Annotated in this window: 16 protein-coding genes; 7 read left to right on the top strand and 9 right to left on the bottom strand. The window is 68.5% G+C overall.

Going from position 1 to position 20959, the window contains the following annotated elements:
- The first annotated feature begins 55 nt into the window (after positions 1 to 55).
- From LGY53_RS32065 to LGY53_RS32055, 3 genes are read left to right on the top strand one after another with little or no spacing between them, the layout of a single operon-like run.
- Positions 56 to 1654 carry an AMP-binding protein gene (locus LGY53_RS32065; RefSeq protein ID WP_225730435.1) on the top strand — a complete coding sequence of 533 codons (1599 nt, stop codon included), beginning with the start codon at positions 56 to 58 and terminating at the stop codon, positions 1652 to 1654.
- Between the two features lie 56 nt (positions 1655 to 1710).
- Positions 1711 to 2127 (top strand): thioesterase family protein, encoded by a 417-nt coding sequence (locus LGY53_RS32060; protein ID WP_225730434.1) that lies wholly within the window; start codon positions 1711 to 1713, stop codon positions 2125 to 2127.
- Between the two features lie 54 nt (positions 2128 to 2181).
- A complete protein-coding gene (locus LGY53_RS32055; RefSeq protein WP_225730433.1) occupies positions 2182 to 4566 on the top strand; it encodes a bifunctional salicylyl-CoA 5-hydroxylase/oxidoreductase in 2385 nt (794 codons plus the stop codon).
- Between the two features lie 346 nt (positions 4567 to 4912).
- On the opposite strand, the gene LGY53_RS32050 is transcribed toward LGY53_RS32055, so the two are convergent.
- On the bottom strand, positions 4913 to 5551 hold the full coding sequence (locus LGY53_RS32050) for a class I SAM-dependent methyltransferase (protein WP_225730432.1): 639 nt from the start codon (positions 5549 to 5551) through the stop codon (positions 4913 to 4915).
- A gap of 196 nt (positions 5552 to 5747) precedes the next feature.
- On the opposite strand from LGY53_RS32050, the gene LGY53_RS32045 reads away from it, so the two are divergent.
- Positions 5748 to 7151: a hypothetical protein gene (locus tag LGY53_RS32045; RefSeq protein ID WP_225730431.1), complete on the top strand. Its 1404-nt coding sequence runs from the start codon at positions 5748 to 5750 to the stop codon at positions 7149 to 7151.
- Positions 7152 to 7255: 104 nt separating this feature from the next.
- On the opposite strand, the gene LGY53_RS32040 is transcribed toward LGY53_RS32045, so the two are convergent.
- Positions 7256 to 7906, bottom strand: coding sequence for a TetR/AcrR family transcriptional regulator (locus tag LGY53_RS32040; protein WP_225730430.1), 651 nt, complete (start codon positions 7904 to 7906; stop codon positions 7256 to 7258).
- A gap of 59 nt (positions 7907 to 7965) precedes the next feature.
- Here LGY53_RS32040 and LGY53_RS32035 point away from each other — a divergent pair, with 59 nt between their 5' ends.
- Complete coding sequence (locus LGY53_RS32035; RefSeq protein ID WP_225730429.1) at positions 7966 to 10152, top strand: MMPL family transporter; 2187 nt, start codon at positions 7966 to 7968, stop codon at positions 10150 to 10152.
- Positions 10153 to 10884: 732 nt separating this feature from the next.
- Here the strand turns inward: LGY53_RS32035 and LGY53_RS32030 are convergent.
- Positions 10885 to 11868 (bottom strand): stage II sporulation protein M, encoded by a 984-nt coding sequence (locus LGY53_RS32030; RefSeq protein WP_225730428.1) that lies wholly within the window; start codon positions 11866 to 11868, stop codon positions 10885 to 10887.
- Positions 11869 to 11910: 42 nt separating this feature from the next.
- Here LGY53_RS32030 and LGY53_RS32025 point away from each other — a divergent pair, with 42 nt between their 5' ends.
- Positions 11911 to 12744: an RDD family protein gene (locus LGY53_RS32025; RefSeq protein ID WP_225730427.1), complete on the top strand. Its 834-nt coding sequence runs from the start codon at positions 11911 to 11913 to the stop codon at positions 12742 to 12744.
- 15 nt (positions 12745 to 12759) lie between these two features.
- Here LGY53_RS32025 and LGY53_RS32020 read toward each other — a convergent pair whose 3' ends face one another.
- From LGY53_RS32020 to LGY53_RS32000, 5 genes are all read right to left on the bottom strand, one after another.
- The gene (locus tag LGY53_RS32020) at positions 12760 to 14052 is read right to left on the bottom strand and encodes a DUF58 domain-containing protein (protein WP_225730426.1); all 1293 of its coding nucleotides are present in this window, start codon (positions 14050 to 14052) and stop codon (positions 12760 to 12762) included.
- Between the two features lie 2 nt (positions 14053 to 14054).
- Positions 14055 to 15041 (bottom strand): MoxR family ATPase, encoded by a 987-nt coding sequence (locus LGY53_RS32015; RefSeq protein WP_225730425.1) that lies wholly within the window; start codon positions 15039 to 15041, stop codon positions 14055 to 14057.
- 19 nt (positions 15042 to 15060) lie between these two features.
- A complete protein-coding gene (locus LGY53_RS32010) occupies positions 15061 to 16107 on the bottom strand; it encodes a DUF4129 domain-containing protein (RefSeq protein WP_225730424.1) in 1047 nt (348 codons plus the stop codon).
- Positions 16104 to 16889, bottom strand: a complete 786-nt coding sequence (locus LGY53_RS32005) for a hypothetical protein (protein ID WP_225730423.1) — start codon at positions 16887 to 16889, stop codon at positions 16104 to 16106. Before LGY53_RS32005 ends, LGY53_RS32010 begins: the two co-directional genes overlap by 4 nt.
- Positions 16890 to 16996: 107 nt before the next feature.
- Positions 16997 to 17542 carry a TetR/AcrR family transcriptional regulator gene (locus tag LGY53_RS32000; protein WP_225730422.1) on the bottom strand — a complete coding sequence of 182 codons (546 nt, stop codon included), beginning with the start codon at positions 17540 to 17542 and terminating at the stop codon, positions 16997 to 16999.
- Between the two features lie 121 nt (positions 17543 to 17663).
- Here LGY53_RS32000 and LGY53_RS31995 point away from each other — a divergent pair, with 121 nt between their 5' ends.
- Positions 17664 to 19202, top strand: coding sequence for an MFS transporter (locus LGY53_RS31995; RefSeq protein ID WP_225730421.1), 1539 nt, complete (start codon positions 17664 to 17666; stop codon positions 19200 to 19202).
- Positions 19203 to 19353: 151 nt separating this feature from the next.
- On the opposite strand, the gene LGY53_RS31990 is transcribed toward LGY53_RS31995, so the two are convergent.
- Entirely contained in the window at positions 19354 to 20901 is a 1548-nt protein-coding gene (locus LGY53_RS31990; RefSeq protein ID WP_225730420.1) for an adenylate/guanylate cyclase domain-containing protein, read from the bottom strand.
- Positions 20902 to 20959 lie beyond the last annotated feature (58 nt).

The following is a 20959-nucleotide window of genomic DNA, read 5'->3' as shown; positions in this document are numbered from 1 at the left end:
GTCGTCACAAAGAATGCATACTTGGGCATCGAGATTCTCGGAAAGGCTCGTATCGATGCTCTTCCCCACCGCACACATCGACACCTTCTGCCGTGACAACCTGCCGCCCGAATCGCAGTGGCCGCGGTTTCGTTTCGAACTGCCCGAGCTGAAGTATCCGGAACGGCTGAACTGCGCGACGGCCCTGCTCGACGACGTGGTCGCCGTCTGGGGTGCGGACCGGCGCTGCCTGCTCACCCCGACCAGTGAGTGGTCCTACGGCGAACTGCTCGCGCACGCGAACCGGATCGCCCGGGTTCTGGTCGAGGACCACGGCCTGGTGCCCGGCCAGCGGGTGCTGCTGCGCGGGCCGAATGCGCCGTGGCTGGTGGCCTGCTGGTTCGCCGTCATCAAGGCCGGTGGCGTCGTCGTCACCACCATGCCGCTGCTGCGCAGCGCGGAACTGGGCAAACTGATCGAGCTCACCAAACCGGCGCTCGCGCTGTGCGATCACCGCTTCGTCGAGGAGTTGGCGCTGGCGGGTGGGGTCCCGGTAGTCGCGTACGGTTCGGACGCAGCAACAGATCTGATCGCCGCCGCGGCGGGTAAATCCGATCGGTTCGCCAATGTCGACACCGCGGCCGATGATGTCGTACTGCTCGCGCCGACCTCGGGAACCACCGGAATTCCCAAGGCCACCATGCACTTTCACCGTGACGTGCTGGCCAACGCGGACACCTTCTCCCGGCACGTGCTCAAACCCGTTCCCACGGACCTGTTCGCTGGGACGCCGCCGCTGGCCTTCACCTTCGGACTGGGCGGGCTCGTGGTGTTCCCGTTCCGGGTCGGCGCCGCGACGCTGCTGCTGGAGCGGGCCACCCCGGCCGAACTCGCCGACGCCATCGAAAAGTTCGGCGTCACGGTGCTTTTCACCGCGCCCACGGCGTACCGGGCCTGGCTGCGGGACGGGCAGACCGGCAAGCTTGCCTCGCTGCGGCGCTGTGTGTCGGCGGGTGAACATCTGCCGGAGACGGTGTGGGAGCAGTTCCGTGCGGCGACCGGGGTGCGCATCATCAACGGCATCGGCGGCACCGAGATGCTGCACGTCTTCATCTCCGCCGCCGACGACGACATCCGGCCCGGCTCCACCGGCCGCGTCGTCCCCGGCTACCGCGCCGAAATCCACGATGAGCAGGGACATCCGGTGCCCGATGGCACCCCCGGCATGCTCGCGGTACAGGGGCCGACCGGCTGCCGCTATCTGGCCGACGCGCGTCAGCTCAGCTATGTGCGCGACGGCTGGAATCTGACCGGCGACGTCTTCACCCGCGATGCCGACGGCTACTTCTGGTATCACGCGCGCAGCGACGACATGATCGTCTCGTCGGGGTACAACATCGCCGCCGCCGAGGTGGAATCGGTGCTCGACCGGCATCCGGATGTGCTGGAGAGCGCCGTGATCGGGCTGCCGGACGAGGAGCGCGGGATGATCGTGCACGCGGCCGTCGTGCTGCGGCCCGGGGTGATCGCCTCCGATGCCAAGATTCTTGACATTCAAGAGTTCGTGAAGAACACCGCCGCGCCGTACAAGTATCCGCGCAGCGTCGCATTCGTCGACGAGTTGCCGCGGACGCCGACGGGCAAGATTCAGCGCTTCCGGCTGCGTCCGGCATGACTCGCGCGGATTCTGGCCGGTCCCAACCGGATTCGCCGCCCGCCGGTTTCGCGCGGGTGACCATCGAGCGACGGGTGGAGTGGCCGGATACCGATGCGGCGGGCCACTACCACCATTCGACGGTCATCCGCTGGGTCGAGGCGGCCGAGGCGGTGCTGCTCGAAAGGCTGGGTCTGGCCGGGCTTTTCGGCGCGATACCGCGGGTGCGCTACGAGGTCGACTATCTGGAGCGCCTGTGGTTCGGCGATCTCGCGACGGTCGGGTTGACCGTCGCGGAGGTCGGGCGCAGTTCGGTGCGTTACGAATTCGTCGTCACGCGGGGCGCGGTGACCGCGGCGCGCGGAATTCTCGTCGCGGTGCACACCGCGAACGGGACGGACGGTGCGGCGGCGTGGCCGGAAAACGTTGTGCGCGTGCTGTGTTCGGCGGGCCGAGTGCCCGGGGAGCGGCTGTTGGCCACTCCGGATGTATAGCGATATAGTTACTGTCGTCAGGAATGCGTCATATATGAAACGGCGGAGGTACCGATGCGAATCGCGGTAGTCGGCGGCGGCCCCGGTGGCCTGTACTTCGCGGCGCTGGCGAAGCAGCTCGACGCCGGACACGAGATCACCGTCTGGGAGCGCAACGCCCCCGACGACACCTTCGGTTTCGGAGTGGTCTTCAGCGATGAGACGCTCGGCGGCATCGAACACGCCGACGCGCGGATCTATACGCGGATGGCGAGCCGGTTCGCCCGCTGGGACGATATCGACATCCACTACCTGAACACCGTGCACACCTCGGGCGGACAGGGTTTCGCCGCGATGAGCCGCAAGGACCTGCTCGCCATCCTGCAGCAGCGCTGCCGGGAACTGGGCGTCACCATCCATTTCCGCACCGAGGCGCCGGATATCGAGGTCCTGCGCGCCGAATGCGACCTGGTGGTGGCCGCCGACGGGATCAACTCGGCGATCCGCGCCCGCTACGCCGAGGCATTCCGGCCGACCCTGGACCGGCGCGACAACAAGTTCATGTGGCTCGGCACCGACAAGGTCTTCGAGGCCTTCGAATTCTTCATCCGGGAAACCCCGCACGGCGTCATGCAGATCCACGGCTACCCGTACGGCGCCGATGGCAGCACCTTCATCGTCGAGATGCACGAAGATGTCTGGCGCGCGGCCGGTTTCGACGACTATGCCGCCCGCGAATTCGCGCCCGGCGATAACGACGAGAAATCCATCGCGGTGCTCGGCGAGCTGTTCGTCGATATCCTCGACGGACATCGCCTGCTGGCCAACAACTCTCGGTGGATCAACTTCGTCACGGTGCGCAACGAGAGCTGGCGGCACGGCAATATCGTGCTGATCGGCGATGCCGCGCATACCGCGCACTTCTCCATCGGCTCCGGTACCAAGCTGGCCATGGAGGACGCGCTGGCGCTGGCCGCCGCGCTGCACGAAAACCCAACGCTGGACGCGAGTTTGGCTGCGTACGAGGCCGAGCGCAGGCCGGTGGTGCTTTCCATGCAGCGGGCCGCGCAGGCCAGCCTGGAATGGTTCGAATCGATTTCGGATTACGCCGGGCAGGCACCGCCGCAGTTCGCCTTCAACCTGCTCACCCGCAGCCGCCGGGTCACCTACGACAATCTGCGGCTGCGCGATCCGGGTTTCGTCGATGCGATCGACAACTGGTATGCCGCGGACCAAACGCCGCCGGCATCGAGCGTGCGGCCGCCGATGTTCTATCCGTATCGGGTGAAGGGCGTGGAATTCGTCAACCGCATCGTGGTTTCGCCGATGGATATGTATTCGGCGGTCGACGGTGTGCCCGGGGATTTCCACCTGGTGCATCTGGGCAGCAAGGCACTCGGCGGCGCCGGTCTGGTGATGACCGAGATGGTGTGCGTCTCACCGGAAGGGCGGATCACGCCGGGCTGCGCGGGGCTGTACACCGAGGAGCAGGAGGCGGCCTGGCGGCGGATCGTCGATTTCGTGCACTCCGGCAGCGAGGCGAAAATCGGTGTGCAGCTGGGGCATTCGGGCCGCAAGGGCTCCACGAAGCGGATGTGGGAAGGTATCGATGTGCCGCTGGAGTCCGGCAACTGGGAGGTGGTGGCCCCGTCGGCGCTGCCGTACGGACCCGGCTGCCACGTACCGCGCGAGCTCACCGAGGACGAACTCGACCTGATCGCGGCGCAATTCGTCGCCGCGGCGGAGGCGGCGGCGCGAGCCGGATTCGACCTGCTCGAATTGCATGCGGGCCACGGGTATCTGCTCTCCTCGTTCCTCTCACCGCTGTCGAATGCCCGCACCGACGCCTACGGCGGCACACTGGCCAACCGAATGCGCTTCCCGCTGCGGGTATTCGACGCGATCCGCGCCGTGTGGCCCGCCGATCGCCCGCTGTCCGTTCGCATTTCGGCCACCGACTGGGCCGAGGGCGGCAATACCGTCGACGATGCGGTGCACATCGCACAGGCATTCGCCGCGCACGGCGCCGACCTGATCAACGTGTCCTCGGGGCAGGTGGTCAAGCATGAGAAACCCGCGTTCGGCCGCAGCTACCAGACCCCGTTCGCGGACCGGATTCGCCAGGCGCTCACGGCGAAATACGCACATGTCGGGGTGATCGCGGTCGGCGCGATCTCCTCCTACGACGACGCGAACTCGATCCTGCTGGCCGGGCGCGCCGATCTCGTCGCGGTCGGCCGCGCCCACCTCTACGACCCGCAATGGACACTGCACGCCGCCGTCGAACAGGGCTACGCCGGACCCGGCGCGCACTGGCCCGACCAATTCGCCGCGGGCAACCGCAAACCGCCCACCGGCCGCACCGACGGCCCACGCCCGCGCTTGGAACTGTTGCGCGCCAAGGATTCCGAGGCTAGCGGCCGTCGCAGGTGGCGACCGGGTATCCCGGCGGCCAGCTGATCGACAGCCAGGTCAGGCCAGCGCTGTCGATTGCCACCGTCCTCGCCGCAGCGTTCAGCTGCGGTTCCGTAGGTAATTCGGTTCCGGCGTGGCGATCGGCTTTTCGCACAGGCTATTGCACGCGCGGGAAGCCGAATGCTATGCGCGAGCCAAAGGACCTACGCGGGAACAGCGACAACCTTGGTGCGAGACCGGTGCGCCGCTTGCCAGCGCAGCACGGCGGTAGCTCAGGCGATCCAGTCGTCGTAGTGGAGCAATCACCCAGCCGACGTACCGATCATTCCCCAGCGCCGGTCCAGGGCAGGCACTCGGAAAGCTCCGCGCGAGAGCGTAATCCGTTGCCGGGTTACTTCGGCAGCGCGATAAGCAGATTGTGTGGGATGGGCGGTACCGGCAGCCGACGGTGTTCGACGGTGCAGCCCGTCTTCTCCAATGCGGCGATCACCTCCGGTACCGGACGCAGGGTGATATTGCCATACGGGGCGAACGGCATTCGCGCCATCACCTCCGGATCGCCGATGCCGACCACCAGCCGCCCGCCGGGCCGGATCACGCGGACCAGCTCGGCGCAGACGCTATCCAGGTCGTCGATGAAGTAGATGGTATTGACCGTGATCGCGGCATCCAGTGAGGCGTCGGCGAGCGGCAGTTCGGTGAGCGAGCCGGCGGTGATCCGCAGCCGGTCCGCGGCGATTTCGGCGGCGTAGCGCCTGCGGGCGTGGGCCAACATATCCGGGGAGAGTTCGATGCCGTGTACCGAACCATCGGGGCCGACCCGGTTGAGCAGCAGCGGAAGTCCGGCACCGCCGCCGAATCCGATATCCGCCGCGGTCGCGCCCTTCGCGACTTCGGCGGCGTCCACCGCGGCGGCGATCGAGCGTCCGTTGCCGCGGTTGAGGATCACCGCGACGCCCTTACCGAGCACACCGTGTGGGTTGCCCAGCTGGTCGGCCACCGCGGACAGCGCGCGGGTGCGGATACCCATGAATCTCCTCTTTTCGGACCATTCCCGATGGGCGCCTGCGACCGTTCGAGATCGAATTCCGGCGTGCCGGAAGTGTTCCGACGATCGACTGTACTTCCGCACCGCGGACCCGTCGACGGTTCGGCGCACCGCCGCGGCCTGACTGGACGGTTGATCGAATACCGTGAGCGAGCAACCGGAGATGAAGGTGGTCGAAATGCGAGGTCCGTTGGCGCTGCTTGCCGCGTGCACCCTGGCGCTGGCCCCGGCGGGCGCCGCGAATGCGGCCGGTGAGTTCGGCCCGTTCGCCGCGAACCCGTACCTCGGCCCGCTCGGCACGTCGACCATGCACGGCGACGCCGAATCATCCGATGCGACACCGCTGCCCGGCCCCGGCGCCGGTGCGCGGCCGGTGACGATGTTCCCATTGGCCGCGGCCTGCCCGACGCTGCTGCAGGGTGCCGACGGACCGGTGGTCGCGCTGTGCACCGAGATCGCCGGGCGCGCACCGACGGTCGAGCTGATCGATCCGGACGCGGCGGGACCGTTCGCCACCTCGCTCGCCGCGCTGCCGCTGGCGAAGGGCAGCCTGCTCGGCGGGGTATACGCGTACCTGGACAACCTCGACCGGCTCGTCGTCGTGGACGGGAATCGGCAACTGCTGCGCGTCGCCCATCACCGCGAGGCGGGCGGCTGGCGGCTATCGATCGACGAAACCACCGATCTGTCCGGTGCCATCCCCACCGGTGACACCGTGGTCGGGCTGGTGCCGGACTGGTCGGGCAATATCTGGTTCGCCACCGGTAACGGTGTGGTCGGGTCGGTGACACCGGACGGTGCGGTGCGCACGGTGGCGCTGCCCGCGGGCGAGCGGGTGGCGAACAGTATTTCGGCCGCGCCGAGCGGTGCGGTGAGCGTCGCGACCACGCACGCGCTGTACGAGTTCGGCCTCGACGCATCCGGTGCGCCGCGGGTGCGCTGGCGCGCGGTATACGACCGCGGATCGGCGCGCAAACCGGGCCAGCTCAGCTGGGGAACCGGTTCGACGCCAACCTATTTCGGTGCCGGCGCGGAATATCTGACCATCGTCGACAATGCCGACGGCCAGGTGCATCTGCTCGTATACCGTTCGGGGACCGGGCAATTGGTATGTCAGGTACCGGTGCTGACCAAAGGCGGTCCGGGCAGCGAGAATTCGCCGATCGGCAGCGGTAATTCGGTCTTCGTCGCCAGCACATACGGCTACCCGTATCCGGCCGTCCCGGACGACGCCGGTCCCGCCGTGCCGCCGAGCGCACCCTTCGCCGGCGGGATGACGCGGGTCGATGTGGGCGACAACGGCTGCCACACCATATGGGACAACACGATTCGCAGCGCGGCGGTGCCCCGCCTTTCGACCGCGGACAACCTCGTCTACACGGTCACCAGAATCGGTCCCGACGCGACCACGCCGCTGGACGGCTATGCGTTCACCGCCATCGACCCCGATACCGGCGCGATCGCATCGACCACCCCGTTACCCGGCACCGTCGCCGATGACCCACTGCAAACCGCCCCGCTGATCACCAACGGCCGCAAAGTTTTCCAGGGCACCGTCACCGGAATACTGCGCATCGGCTGAGTCCGCCGATCGCCGCAGCGGATGCCGATCGGCGAAGGCGATGCGCCTGTGCGTAGGTGTGCCCGTCGAACCGGGAAGTCGTCCCGCTGAACCGGGCGGTGTCGCTACTCCGTAGTCCCGGTGGGTGTTCCCGCAGCGTTCGGTGCGGTCGCAAGCCCGCGTTGCACTCCGTCGAGGGTGGCCGCGATCGCTTGCTCGCGGGCGTCGTCGTCGAGCCAGGACAGGGCGCCGTCGATGAGCAGGGAGGCCAGCCCGTGTACCGCCGACCAGGCCATGATCTCGGCGTGCGGCCGGTGCGCCGGATCCATGTACCCGCGCTGGACCAGGTCGTCGAGCAGCTTGGCGAGCAGCCCGAACGCGTCGTCGTCGGATGGTTCGGCGGCGAAGGGGGATTCGCAGAACGCGGTGCGGAACAGGCCGGGTTCGCGGGTCGCGAACGCGATGTAACCACGCCCGGCCGCATTCAGTCGATCAATTGGATCAGATTCGGGCGCAAGGGAATTCACCGCTTCGGACATCGAGCCGAGCAGGCTTGCCTGCGCCTGCTCCTGTGCCGCGCCGAGCAACTGCTCGTGGTTGGTGAAATGCCGGTAGGCGGCGGTGGGGGTGACACCGACCTTGCGGGCCGCCGCACGGACCGTCACCGCCTCCGGCCCGCCGTGCTCGGCCAATTCGGCGGCCGCGCGCACGAGGGCATTGCGCAGGTCGCCGTGGTGGTAAGGGGTCTCCCGTTTCGCCGATCCCGAATTCGTCATCGAATCGATGTTGACACCCACCCACATCGATGGCAAGTTAACACCCGCAAAGTTTACTAGTGCAAACATGCACCGTCGAAAGGCTCGATATGTTCCAACGGCTCGGCGCCTTCGTCACCCGGCGCGCGCGGTGGATCCTGATCGTCAGCGTGCTCGCCCTGATCGGGGGCGGTGTCATCGGCGCGACCGCCTTCAGCAAGCTGCAACCCGGCGGCCAGACCGACCCCAACGCCCAATCCAGCACCGCCGCAACCCGATTGGCCGACAAGTTCGGCGCCGAGGGCGACTTCGTCTTCCTCGTCCGCGCGCGCAACGGCACCGTCGACGACCCCGCCGTCGCGGCCGCGGGCCGGGAGCTGGCACAAAAGCTCGCCGCGGACAATCGGCTCACCAACGTCGTCTCGTATTGGGATACCGGTGCGCCCGCCATGCGCGCCACGGACGGGACCGCCGCGGTGGTGCTCGCGGGCAGCGCCGCCGCGAACGGCGAGAACAAACACGCGGCCGATATCGTCGCCACCTACCGCTCCGACGGTCCACTGGTGCAGGTGCAGATCGGCGGTGGCGCGGCCATCTTCAATGCGATCACCAAGCAGATCGGCACCGACCTCGGCCTGGCCGAAGCCGTCGCGGTACCGCTCATCCTGGCGCTGCTGGTGCTCGCCTTCGGCAATGTGGTCGCGGCGCTGCTCACCCTGGTGATTGGTGGCATCGCCATCCTCGGCACCTTCACCGAACTGTCCGTTCTCGGCTCGCTCACCGATGTTTCGGTGTACGCGGTGAACCTCACAACGGGTCTCGGGCTCGGCCTCGCCGTCGACTACGGCCTGCTGATGGTCAGTCGCTTTCGCGAGCGGCGCGCGGCGGGCGCCGATACCGACGCCGCGGTCGTCGCGGCGGTGGGGACGGCCGGCCGCACCATCGTGTTCAGCGCGAGCACCGTCGCGGCGGCGCTGTCCGCGCTGGTCATCTTCCCGCAGTACTTCCTGCGGTCCTTCGCCTACGGCGGCATCGGCGTCGTGGTGATCGCGGCCGTGGCCGCCGTCGTGACGCTGCCCGCGCTGCTCGCGGTGCTCGGTCCGCGCACCGATGCCTGGCGGGTGCCGGGAGTGCGCGGCATCCGCGGTGACGCGACGCCGTTCTGGGCGGGTGTCGCGCGGTTCGCGATGCGCAGGCCGGTGCTCGCCGGGCTGCCGGTGGTCGCGCTGCTGCTGCTGGCCGCGGCGCCGCTGCTGCATGTCCAATTCGGCACGCCGGACGACCGGGTGCTGCCGAACACCACCGAGGTGCGCCAGGTCGGCGCTGCGCTGCGCACCGGATTCGGTGGCGGTGACGCGAATTCGCTGTCGGTGGTCACCACGGGTGCGGTGGCGCCCGGGCCGCTGGCCGAGTACGCGAGCGCGCTGTCCCGAGTGCCGCATGTGACCGAGGTCGAGTCGAGCGCGGGCACTTTCGTCACCGGCGCACCGCGGACGAGTTCACCCGCGGACGCGCGCTTCGCCCGGCCGGATGCGCAGCGGCTGACCGTATTCACCGACCTCGATCGCGATTCCGCGGCGGCCCGCGGGTTGGTCGACCAGGTGCGTGCGGTGCCGCTCGTCGGATCTACCGCGCTGGTGGGCGGTCAGGTCGCCGAGCTGCGGGACAGCCTCGCCGCCATCGGGTCGAAGTTGCCGATCGCGATCGGGTGGATCGTGCTCACCACCTTCGCGCTGCTGTTCCTGTTCACCGGCAGCGTGGTGCAGCCGCTGCGGGCGCTGCTGTCGAATATGTTGAGTCTCGGCGCGACGCTCGGGCTGCTGGTCTTCGTCTTCCAGCAGGGACATTTCGCCGGGTTGTTCGGATTCACGCCCGCGCCGCTCGATGTGTCGATGCTGCTGCTGTTGTTCTGCATCACCTTCGGCCTGTCGATGGATTACGAGGTATTCGTGATCAGCCGGATCAAGGAGCTGCACGACCGCGGGCACACCACGGCCGACGCGGTGGTCGATGGCCTGGCCCGGACCGGTCGTCTGGTGACGACGGCGGCGGCGCTGATCTCGATCAGCTTCCTCGCCTTCACGACCAGCGATGTCCGGTTCATCCAATTCTTCGGTCTCGGTGCCGGTTTGGCGATTCTGATCGACGCGACGCTGGTGCGCGGCGTGCTGGTGCCGGTCGCTATGCGGCTGTTGGGCCGCGCGGCCTGGTTCGCGCCACGGCCGTTGCAGACGGTGCACGCCCGGATCGGACTGGCCGAGGCCTGACCATTCCGGCGGGTGGTGCGACCGGGTCGCACCACCCGTGATCGCCTGTCGCACTGCCGGTTTCGCCCGGCTGCCCAGGCGTGAGACGAAGATCACACTATGGTGTTGTGGCCGCCGTCGGCGGTGCTCGATGACGCGACAAGATACCGTCCGGACAACCTTTTGGCGACCGGATATTCATGATCACGACTGGACATACGTCCGACACAAGCGTCCGCTACCAGTCGCGGGTCGTGTTTATTCCGCACTAAACAAACTTCAGGTTGCTTTCTGTTCATCCAACGGCCAGCTAACTCGTTTATCGATCGCGAAAGCCCAGGTAGATGGCCATGATCGGATTTCGAGACCGATTCGACGGAAGGCTTGCAGTTAACCGATCGAAGAATGTGTGCCCGATCCACCGACGGGTTCAACGGGTTGCCACGCATCGATCCGGACCGGGTTTCGAAGGGTCAATTCGAGCCTGTTCGAGTCGCCGCCGCGGGTTAGCCAGAACTGTGAAAAACCCTGTGGCCACATTGGTTTGCTGCGCCGGGATTTATACGCTTTACCTCCGCGTGGAGGGTTGCGTAGGCATAACGATTGTGTACAGTAATCGGCAACGCTGACCGCAGCTGAGCTCGACTCGCTGCGGTCAGCGGAACTCAATTGGGGGACTTCAAGATCGAAGCTCGAGCGACGGTAGCCGATGGTTAGCTAGCCGTTCTTGCTTCGCCGTGTGCCCGCGGTTGTCTACGCGGCCGGTTCCAATAGCTCTCCCGCCGCATCGCCCTGTTCCCGCACCGCATTACGGCCGAACACGAATACGTAGGCGATGAACAGCGCCCACACCACGAATCCGATCGCGACCCGCAACGCGGCAGGCAGCGGGCTCGGCGTCACGAAACCCTCCAGCAAGCCCGAGACGAACAGCACCCCGGCCAGCCCCAGCGCGATCGTCGCCGCGGCCCGGCCCTGCCGTGCCACCGCGGTCAACCGGCTCGACCGGCCCGGATCGATCAGCGTCCATCCCAGCTTCAATCCGGCGCCACCCGCGACGAATACCGCGGTCAACTCCAACATCCCGTGCGGAAGGATGAAACCGAAGAAGGCGTCGAGCCGTCCCGCATGGGCCATCAGGCCCGCGCTCACCCCGACATTCAGCGCATTGCCGAACAGCAGCGACACCGCCGGCAGGATCAGCACCCCGGTGAACAGCGCCAGCGCCGCCACCCATGCGTTATTGGTCCACACCTGCGCCGCGAACGCGTCGTGCGGATGTTCGGTGTAGTAGGTCTCGAAATGGCCGCCCGGCTTGGTGAGCGAGTCGGTATTGCCCGGAAGACCGAGTATCCGCCGCGCCGAACGGTATTCGGCGACCCAGTAGGCCAGCCCGGTGGAGAGCACGACGAACACCGCCGCCACCGACACCCACCACGGCCACGCCCGATACACCGCCGCCGGAAAACGATGGGTGAAGAACCGGCCGATCTCGCGCCAGGTATCGGTCCTGGTGCCGACGATCCGGCCGCGCGCCCTGGCCAGCACCGCGCTCAAACCGGCGAGCAGCTCCGGGTCCGGGCTGTGCGTCTGCAGCCGGGCCAGCTGTTGGGAGGCGCGCCGGTACAGCGCCACCAGCTCATCGGCCTCCTGGCCGGTGAGCCTGCGCTTTCCGGCCAGCCCGTCCAGCCGCTCCCACGAGCGCCGGTGTGCGTAGCTGTACGCGTCGACGTCCATTCGGTTGCCTCCCACTCCCGCCGTCGGAAGAATGCTATCGACATGGCTGCGTTCACAACCGGCGAAGCGGTGGCCCTCGAGCTACCCGTCGCCCGCGTCCCGACCAGGGCCGCCGCGTTCCTCATCGACGTGGTGGCCCAGCTTGTCGTCGCCCTGACACTAGGTCTGGCTCTGTTCGGGGTGCTGGCGTGGCTGCGTCCGGATACCGCGTGGCTCGACGTCGTGGTGCTGATCACCATCGTCGGCACGCTGGTCGGTTATCCGGTGGTCTGCGAAACCCTCAGTCGCGGGCGGACATTCGGCAAACTGCTGCTCGGGCTGCGGGTGGTGCGCGCGGACGGCGGGCCCATCGACTTCCGGCACGCGCTCACCCGCGGACTCGCCGGGGCCATCGTCGATTTCTGGATGCTCGGCGGGTTCGGCGCCATCGCGGTCATCACCTCGATGTGCTCGCCCAATGCCCGCCGGATCGGTGATGTGCTGGCCGGAACCGTGGTGATACACGGGTCGCGACGGCTGCCGCCGCCGGCGCTGGCCGTACCGCCGCCGTGGCTGGTCGGTTGGGTGCAGCAGCTGGACCTGTCGGGCATGTCGGAGGATCTGGCGCTGGCGGCGCGGCAGTACATGACCCGGTTCAAGGGATTGACGCCCGCGGCGCAGGCGAACCTCGGCTACGAATTGGTGGTCGCGGTGTGCGCGTGCCTGCGGGTGCCACCGCCGAACGGCTATCCGCCCATTCAGATACTCGGGGCGATCGTCGCGGAGCGGCAGCGCCGGGCGCTGACGCCGCCGTTCACGAATCCGGAACTGCTCGGGCAGCCGGTGTTCGTCCTGCAACCGCCGAATCAGGTTGTGCCGCAGGTCAGTCCGTGGTGACAGGCTGGTCCCGGCTCACATGGTGCCGGACTGCTTGAGCTCCAGATACTCCTCGGCAAGCGCCTCCGGCAGCCGGTCCGGGGGCGCGGAGACCACGTCGATGCCCTTGCGGCGCAAGGATTCCTGAACGAGGGCCCGTTCGGCGATCACGGTTTCGGCCGCGGCGGCGGAGTACAGGTCCGCCAACGACTCGCGCTGTTTCGCGGCCGCGGCGACGTCGGGATCGGTCACCGAGACGATCAGCACCCGATGCCGCTGTGCGAGGGTCGGCAGCACCGGAAGCAGATTCTCCTGCACCGCGGCCCCGTCCAGGCTGGTGAACCACACGACCAGGCTGCGCCGCCGGGCCCGCTGGATCGCCGCGCGCACCAATCCGGCGGTGTCGGTGTCCAGCAGTGCCGGGGTGACGCCCGCCATCGCGTGCATCAGCTTCACCTGGAGATTGCGGCCGCCGACGCCGCGCACCTCGGCGCGCACCTGCCGGTCATAGGCGAGCAGATCCACCGAATCGCCCGCGGCCGAGGCCAATCCGCCGAGCAGCAGCGCGGCCTCGATGCTCGCGTCCAGCCGGGTGCCGTCGCCGACCCGGCCCGCGCTGATCCGGCCGGTATCCAACAGCATCAGCATGTGCCGGTTGCGTTCCGGGCGCCAGGTGCGGACCAGGACATCGGTGGCGCGGGCGGTGGCCCGCCAGTCGATGGCGCGCACGTCGTCACCGGGGACGTACTCGCGGAACGAATCGAATTCGGTGCCCTGGCCGCGCATATTCGCGATATTGCGGCCCTCGAGGTGCTGCAGCCGTTTGACCTTCGAACGCAGCAGGCGCTCGGTGCGAAACGGCGGCAGCGCCCGCACCCGGGCCGGTACGGTGCGGCGCAGCTGCCTGCCCGCGAGGCCCAGCGGGCCGATCAGCCGGATGGTGACCGGCCCGGCGACCCGGTCGCCGCGGTAGGTCGGCGTAAGCGTCGTGCCGAAGCGGGTTTTCGTACCCGGCGCCAAATGCAGCCGGTGCGTGCGGTTTTCCGAGCGCGCGCTGTCGGGCCAGTCGTCCCATAATGTGCCGCGCACCGTACGCGTACCGGAATTCGCCACCGCCAGTTCGACTTCCGCCGATCGCCCGAGCCGCACCACGGTGAGCGGCGGCCGGGACAACTGCAGTTCGGGTGCACCGATCGCGCTGAGGTCGACGAGTACCGCGACGACCATGATGCCGGTCGCCAGCAGCACACCGGCCCAGGACGGCAGGACCAGCGCGACGAACAGGCCGCACCCGGCGGCGACGGCGGCGAGCCGTCCGGTGACCACCACGGCTACACCGGAACCGGAACCGAGAGCAGCAGCGAGGTCATCACGCCCTCGGTGGTGACGCCGTCGAGTTCGGCCTCGGGCCGCAGGTGCAGCCGATGCCGAAGCACCGCGACCGCAACGGTTTTCACGTCATCGGGGGTGACGTAGCCGCGACCGTTGAGCCAGGCGAACGCGCGCGAGGCCGACATCAGCGCGGTCGCGCCCCTGGTCGACGCGCCGTGCTGCACGGCGGGGGAGGTGCGGGTGGCCCGGCACAGGTCGACGGTGTACGCCAGCACCTCCGGGCTGACGGTGATCTGCCCGATGGCCGCCCTCGCGGCGGCGATGTGCGCGGGCCCGGCCACCGGGCGTAACCCGGCGGCGGCCAGGTCGCGCGGATCGAAGCCCGCGGCGTGCCGCTGCAGGATGCGGAATTCGTCGTCGCGGCCGGGCAACTGGATATCGACCTTGAACAGGAACCGGTCCAGCTGCGCCTCGGGCAGCGGGTAGGTGCCCTCCTGCTCGATCGGATTCTGGGTGGCCACCACCACGAACGGGTCCGGCAGCGGCCGCGGCTTGCCGTCGACCGAAACCTGGCGCTCCTCCATGGATTCCAGCAGCGCCGACTGGGTTTTCGGTGGGGTGCGGTTGATTTCGTCGGCGAGCAGCAGGTTGGTGAATACCGGGCCGTGCCGGAAGGTGAATTCGGCCGAATGCGGGTCGTAGATCTGCGATCCGGTGACATCGCCCGGCATCAGGTCGGGCGTGAACTGCACCCGGGCGTGCTCGAGGTCCAGTGCGGTGGCCAGCGCGCGCACCAGCAGCGTCTTCGCAACGCCCGGTACGCCTTCCAGCAGCACGTGGCCGCGGCACAGCAGGGCGAGCACCAGGTACATGATCGCGTTGTCGTTGCCGACCACCGCCTTGCCGATCTCGCCGCGCAGCGCGGCGAACGCGGCGCCCGCCTCTTGCGCGGTCGGCGTGTGGTTGGTGTCCGTCGCGCCGGTCATCCGACCTCCTGTAGTGGCTTCATCCGACCTCCGTCTCGATCCAATGCAGTTGCGTGGCAACGAGTTCCAGGGTCGGCGCATCGGGCACCGGTCCGAACAGCGCGCTGCCGATCAGGTTCGGATCCGCGCCGGTGCGTGCGGCGACCGCGGCCACCAGCCGGTCCGGGGTGGTGTCGGCGGTGACGCCGAGCATCGGGCGGATGCGGCGCATGGTTGCGGCGCGCAGCTTGCCCGCGACGTGCTGATGGTCCTTGCCGCGCCGGTACAGCGCGGCCTGGCCGGCCAATATCTCGTTCGCGGCCACCTCGACCGGCCGCGGCTCGGCCACCAGCGCGCCTCGGCGCCTGCCCCGCCACCACGCCAAAAGGCCTGCCGCGATCAGGAATTGCAGTCCGCCGAAGACGACGGGTCCTGGGAGTCGCTCGAAAATGGAGTCGGAACCCTTGCCGAAATCCGAATCGTCGGGCTCCGAGGTCGGCGACTTGGTCGGCGGCGTCTGGGTCGGAATCGGCGGGGGTTTCGGCGGCGTCGGCGCGTTCGGCGCACCGCACGATTGCAGCATCGCCCACAGCAGCAGCGCGAGCACCAGCACACCGAGCACCGCGGCCCAGAACTTCGGGCTGCGCAGCAGTTCGGGTAGTTCGAGCGGGCGCCGTTGGGCGCGTGGCGGTTTCTCGACGAAATCGGTGTCGACCGGTTCCGGTGCGGGCGGCGGTGCGGTGGCCGAATACCGATCGACGTATTCGAGCCTGCGGTATTCGTCCTCGGTCGCGTGGCGGCCGCCGTAGACGACCTCGTCGAAACTGCTTGCGGCGGGCCGTAGTTCGTCGGCCAGCTCGGGTGCTATGGCGGTGGACGCCTCGTCCGGGGTTTCCCGCGCGGTGCGCGAGCGGCGCACGTCCAGCACGCCGCGCTGTTCCATACCGCGCAGCACCGCACGGAAACGTTCGCGCAGCGCGCGATCGAAATCGTGCTGCTGGGCCGCGTTTTCGGCGGCGGCGCGATGTTCGGCGGCCGCGCCGAGGTGCGGCTGCTCCGGAATCCGGTCCTCCGGCGGCATACTCATCCCACCACCTGCGCCCTCGGCACCCGGATATCCAAACCCTCACGGCGGCAGCGCTTATCGATGTAGCAGACCACCCTGGTGGACGCCTCGACCACCTCGCCGAACGCGGCGATGAGCAGTACGGCCGAGGTGAGCAGCGCGATCACCGCCCAGCGGTGGGTGCCGGAGAAATCCGCCAGATAGTTCGGGATGCCGAGCAGCGGGACCGCGAGCAGCACCAGCAACAGCCGCTGCGCGATCCACAGTCCCGTCGTCGGCCATTCCGTCCCGCCGACAAGCAATTTGGAGCGCGCGACCGCGGCGGCGTGACCGGCCCGCTCGGCGAACAGGACCGGCACCGCGACGAATCGGCCCGCGCGCAGATAACCCAGCCACAGCATGCCGAACGGCAAGGTGATGAGCAGCAGGGCGCTCACCGCGATGACGGCGACGCCGACCAGCGTGTACAGCAGCGAGAACACCAGTAGCGGAACGAATTCCGCGCCGAAGCGGACGAACCCCTGCCGCCAGCCGATCCGTTCGCCCGCGACGGTGGCCGTGCCGAGCGCGACGGTGAAGCCGCGCAGTACGAATCGCAGCACCCAGACCCCGGCGGCCGTGGCCAGAACAGCCGACCACGCGGTGCTCACATCGGAGCCGTCGGTGAGTCCGGAAACGCCCGCGACGACGCCGAGCACCGCGAGTTCGACGAGCACCAGGGTCGCCGCGCCCACCGCGGCCAGCGCGACGATATTCGCTTGGATGAGCGCGAACGGCGTATCGAGCAGTTCGCGGAAACTCATGGGGCGGATCGGCACCGTCGTTCCAGGGGACCCTGGTTCCGGATCTGTTCCCGCCCCGACGGCACCGGCCGGTTCGGCGGCTGGTGGCACGCGGCCGAGTCTAGCCGTCAGCCGTGCAGCAGGCGCCGCACAACGTTGCGATAGCGCGTCGGATCGATGGGCGGCAGGCCCAGCAGGGCGCGCAGGTAGACGCCGTCGCCGACCAGCCGGATCAGATCGGCCCGCACCGGATCATCGATCTCCTCGTCCAGACCCGCCGACCAGGCCCGCATGACATCGGCGAGCGCCTGCTGCACCTCGTCGGTCTCCGGGCGGGCGCCCGCGTCGACGGTGCGCATGGTGGCCAGCAGCGACCGGTAGAGCGCGAGCTCCAGCGCATCGGTGGAGTTCTCCGGATTCGGCGTCTGCAGGTACCACTCGGCCACCGAAACGCCGCGCGCGGTCGCGCCGCCGAGCTGCTGTTCGGCCCGTTCGCCGAGGCGGCGAACCAGCCCGGCGAGCAGCGCGTCCTTACTTTTGAAGTGGTAGAGCAGGCCGCCTTTGGAGACGCCCGCGGCCGTGGCCACGTTCTCCAGCGTCACCTGGGCCATGCCCTTTTCGAGCAGCAGAGTCTCCAGTGCGTCCAGGATCCGGTCCCGGGTGGTTGCGGTCACCGGGTCACTATACCGGCCGGACGGTAATGTCATGTACTATACCGTCTGGACGGTTAAACGAGCGGTGTCGAGTCCAGAGCCTCCCGGCCCGGACCGGTGCCGCGGGGAAGTCGAGAAAGTCATGACCACACGGACCGAACCCAGGACAAAAGTCGAGCTCGCGCCCGCTCCGCCGCGCGCGACCGCACGCGACTGGGGTGGTCTCGCGGTACTCGCGCTGGCCCTGCTGCTGCTCGCGGTCGACGCGACGGTCCTCGACCTCGCCGTGCCCGCGATCAGCGCCGACCTCGCGCCGAGCACCCCGCAGCTGCTCTGGATCATCGACGCCTACTCGTTCGTGCTCGCCGGTCTGCTGGTGGTGATGGGCAACCTCGGCGACCGCATCGGGCGGCGCAGGCTGCTGCTGATCGGCGCGGCCGGATTCGGGCTCGCCTCGGTGCTGGCCGCCTGGGCGGTCTCACCGGCGATGCTCATCGCCGCGCGGGTGCTGCAGGGTGTCGCGGGCGCGACGCTGATGCCCGCCACACTCGGCCTGATCCGGGCGATGTTCCTCGATCCGCGGCAGCGCACGGTGGCCATCGCGGTGTGGAGCGCGATGGCGGGCGGCGGCGCGGCGGCCGGTCCGCTGCTGGGCGGCTGGCTGCTCGAGCACTACTGGTGGGGTTCGGTATTCCTGGTGAACCTGCCGGTCATGCTCGCGCTGATCGCCCTCGGGCCGCTGCTCGTCCCGGAATCGCGCGATCCGAATCCGGGCCGCTTCGACCTGCCGAGCGCGGCGCTGTCCATGCTGGCGCTGGTGCCCATCGTCTACGCGGTGAAGGAGGGCGCCGCGCACGGGATGAGCCCGGCCCTGGCCGGAATCGGTGCGTTCGGCGTGCTCGCCGGCGTGCTGTTCGTGCGCAGGCAACGCGGACTCGACCATCCGATGCTGGATCTGAAGTTGTTCGCGCTGAACGGATTCCGCACCGCGGTGCTGACCAACCTGCTCGCGGTGTTCGCGCTGGCCGGTGTGCTCTTCTTCGGTTCGCAATACCTGCAGCTGGTGCTCGGGCAGTCGCCGATGCGGGCCGGACTGCTGCTGCTCCCGGGTCTGGCGGCGAGCGTGCTCGCATCGCTGGCCTCGGCCTGGCTGGTGCGCGGCTTCCGCCCCGGCGCGGTGCTCGGCGCCGCGCTGCTCGTCGCCGCGATCGGCGCCGGACTGTTCCTGCTGCTGAGCCCGGACGCCACGAGCACAACACCGTTCATCCTCGGTTTCCTGCTGATCGGCGCGGGTGTCGGTGTCGCGCTTACGGTTTCATCCGACCTGGTGGTCAGCTCGGCCCCGATGGAACGGGCGGGCGCAGCCGCCGCCGTCTCCGAAACCGCCTACGAAACCGGTATCGCGATGGGCGTCGCGGTACTCGGCAGCGTGGTGATGGCCATCTTCCGCAACGGCATCGACCTGAGCTCGGTGCCAGCCGACCGTACTGGTTCGGCAACCGAATCACTGGGTGGCGCAACGCAGTTCGCCCGCGAACTGCCGGAGACGACGGCCGACGCGTTCCTGGCGTCGGTGCACGAGGCATTCGTCTCGGGCATCCACTTCGCGGCCGCGGGCACGGCAATGATTCTGCTGGTAGCGGCGGTGATCGCGTTCCGGTTGCGGGGTGACCGGGCGTAAGTTGTTGCGGTGCAATGGTACTCGTGCTTGTCCGGTATCAGGGCTGGCGCGAGTGCCGCATCGGAGACTTGCGCTCGCACTGTTCCGGGGCGGGTGGGGGAGTGTTGTCGTGAGACGATTCGTCGTAAGGCCGTAACCTAATCCGCAGCAGTCACTTTTGACGCGGCCGGGCCAAACGGGTCGGGACCACCCGCCCGCGTAGCGTGACCAGCTCGCCGAGCTCCCACCGAGCGGCCTCGGTGGCGCCCGCCGCGTCGACCGCGCTCGCCGACGCGAGCAGAAGATCGTCGTGTTTGGCCAGCTCGCACAGGCGTGCGGCCTCGTTGACCGGATCTCCGATGACGGTGAATTCGTATCGCTGATGGGCTCCGACGTTTCCGGCGATCACCGTTCCGGCCGATACTCCGATGGCGGCGATGAAGTCCCGTGCGGAGGTGTCGAGCTTGTTGCGGATGGCGCGGCCGCAGGCCAGGGCCGCGCCGGGCGCGTCGGACAGCGGTGTCGGCGTGCCGAAGACGGCGAGCGCGGCATCGCCCTCGAATTTGTTGAGCAGGCCGCCGTGCCGCTCCACCTCGTCGACCACGATCCCGAAGAAGCTGTTCAGGATGGCGACGATTTCCGCCGGGGACCGGGTGGCGGCCATGGTCGTCGATCCGACGATATCGATGAACAGGGCGGCCGCTTCGGTCTCGACTCCGCCGAGGGTCGGATTGCCCGCGAGGGCCGCCGCGGCGACCTCGCGCCCGACATGCCTGCCGAACAGGTCGCGCAGCCGCGCCCGTTCGCGCAGCCCGTCGACCATGTGGTTGAAACCGCTTTGCAGCTCACCCAATTCGGTGCCGTCGTATACGGTCACCGCGACATCGAGATCGCCGTCCTCCACGTGCCGCAATGCCCGCCGCACATCGCGGACCGGCGCGACGATCGCCGAGACCGCCTGCATCATCAGCAACAGCCCGAAAACCAAAGTCGCGCCGCCCAGCGACAGCACACATACGGCCAGCCGGGCCGTACTGACATTCGTCGAGGCGAGCGCCCAGATCGCGACGGCCATCAGCAGGGTCAGCGGGACACCGGTGCCGAGCAGCCAGACCAGCAGCGCCCGCCCGGATACGCCGATCCCACGCCGCCGCCGCGACGGCCCCGCCTCCAGCACCTGCGCGGTCACCGCCCGCAACGCGAATTCGGTGAGCAGATAGCTGTTGGTGCACACGATCAATCCACTGAATCCGGTACCGAGCAGAACTTTCGGAATGACCGCCGGTTCCGCGATGCCGTACAGCGGTGTCAGGATGGCCACGCCGCTGAACCACAGCAGCGCCTGTTGCAGTACCAGTTTCCGCGGCAGGCGCGTCGCGGCGATCTGTTCGGCTTCGTTCGGCACCTGATCCGCGTTGGCCCAGCGCAGTTTGCGCAGCGAGTAAACGGTGCCCCAGGACAATCCGACCAGCAGGAGCGCGCCGATACAGATCGGTGCCGCGACGAAATTCAGCAGCACCAGTTTCCTGGTGAACAGCGGCGGTCCCGGCAGGATGAATCCGATCAGCGCGGCCGCCACCGCGATGCCGATCGTGTTCGCGGCCAGCGCGGTCACCGTCAGCAGCAACTGGATCCGGATCCGCCGCATGAGGACGTCCTCGTCGACGGGTCCGAGCAGCCAAGATCCATATGCGGAGGATGACGGCTTGCTGTCGGCCATGATCGCCAAGCGTAGGCCGCCCGCGCGGGATTACCCCGGATCTGGGTGCCGACCGTCC

Origin of the sequence: Nocardia sp. JCM 34519.1, from assembly GCF_020361265.1 — a bacterium.
GTDB classification, from domain to species: Bacteria; Actinomycetota; Actinomycetes; order Mycobacteriales; family Mycobacteriaceae; genus Nocardia; species Nocardia arthritidis_A.
The sequence above is the reverse complement of the archived record's forward strand: the minus strand, read 5'-3'. Positions and strand labels throughout refer to the sequence as shown.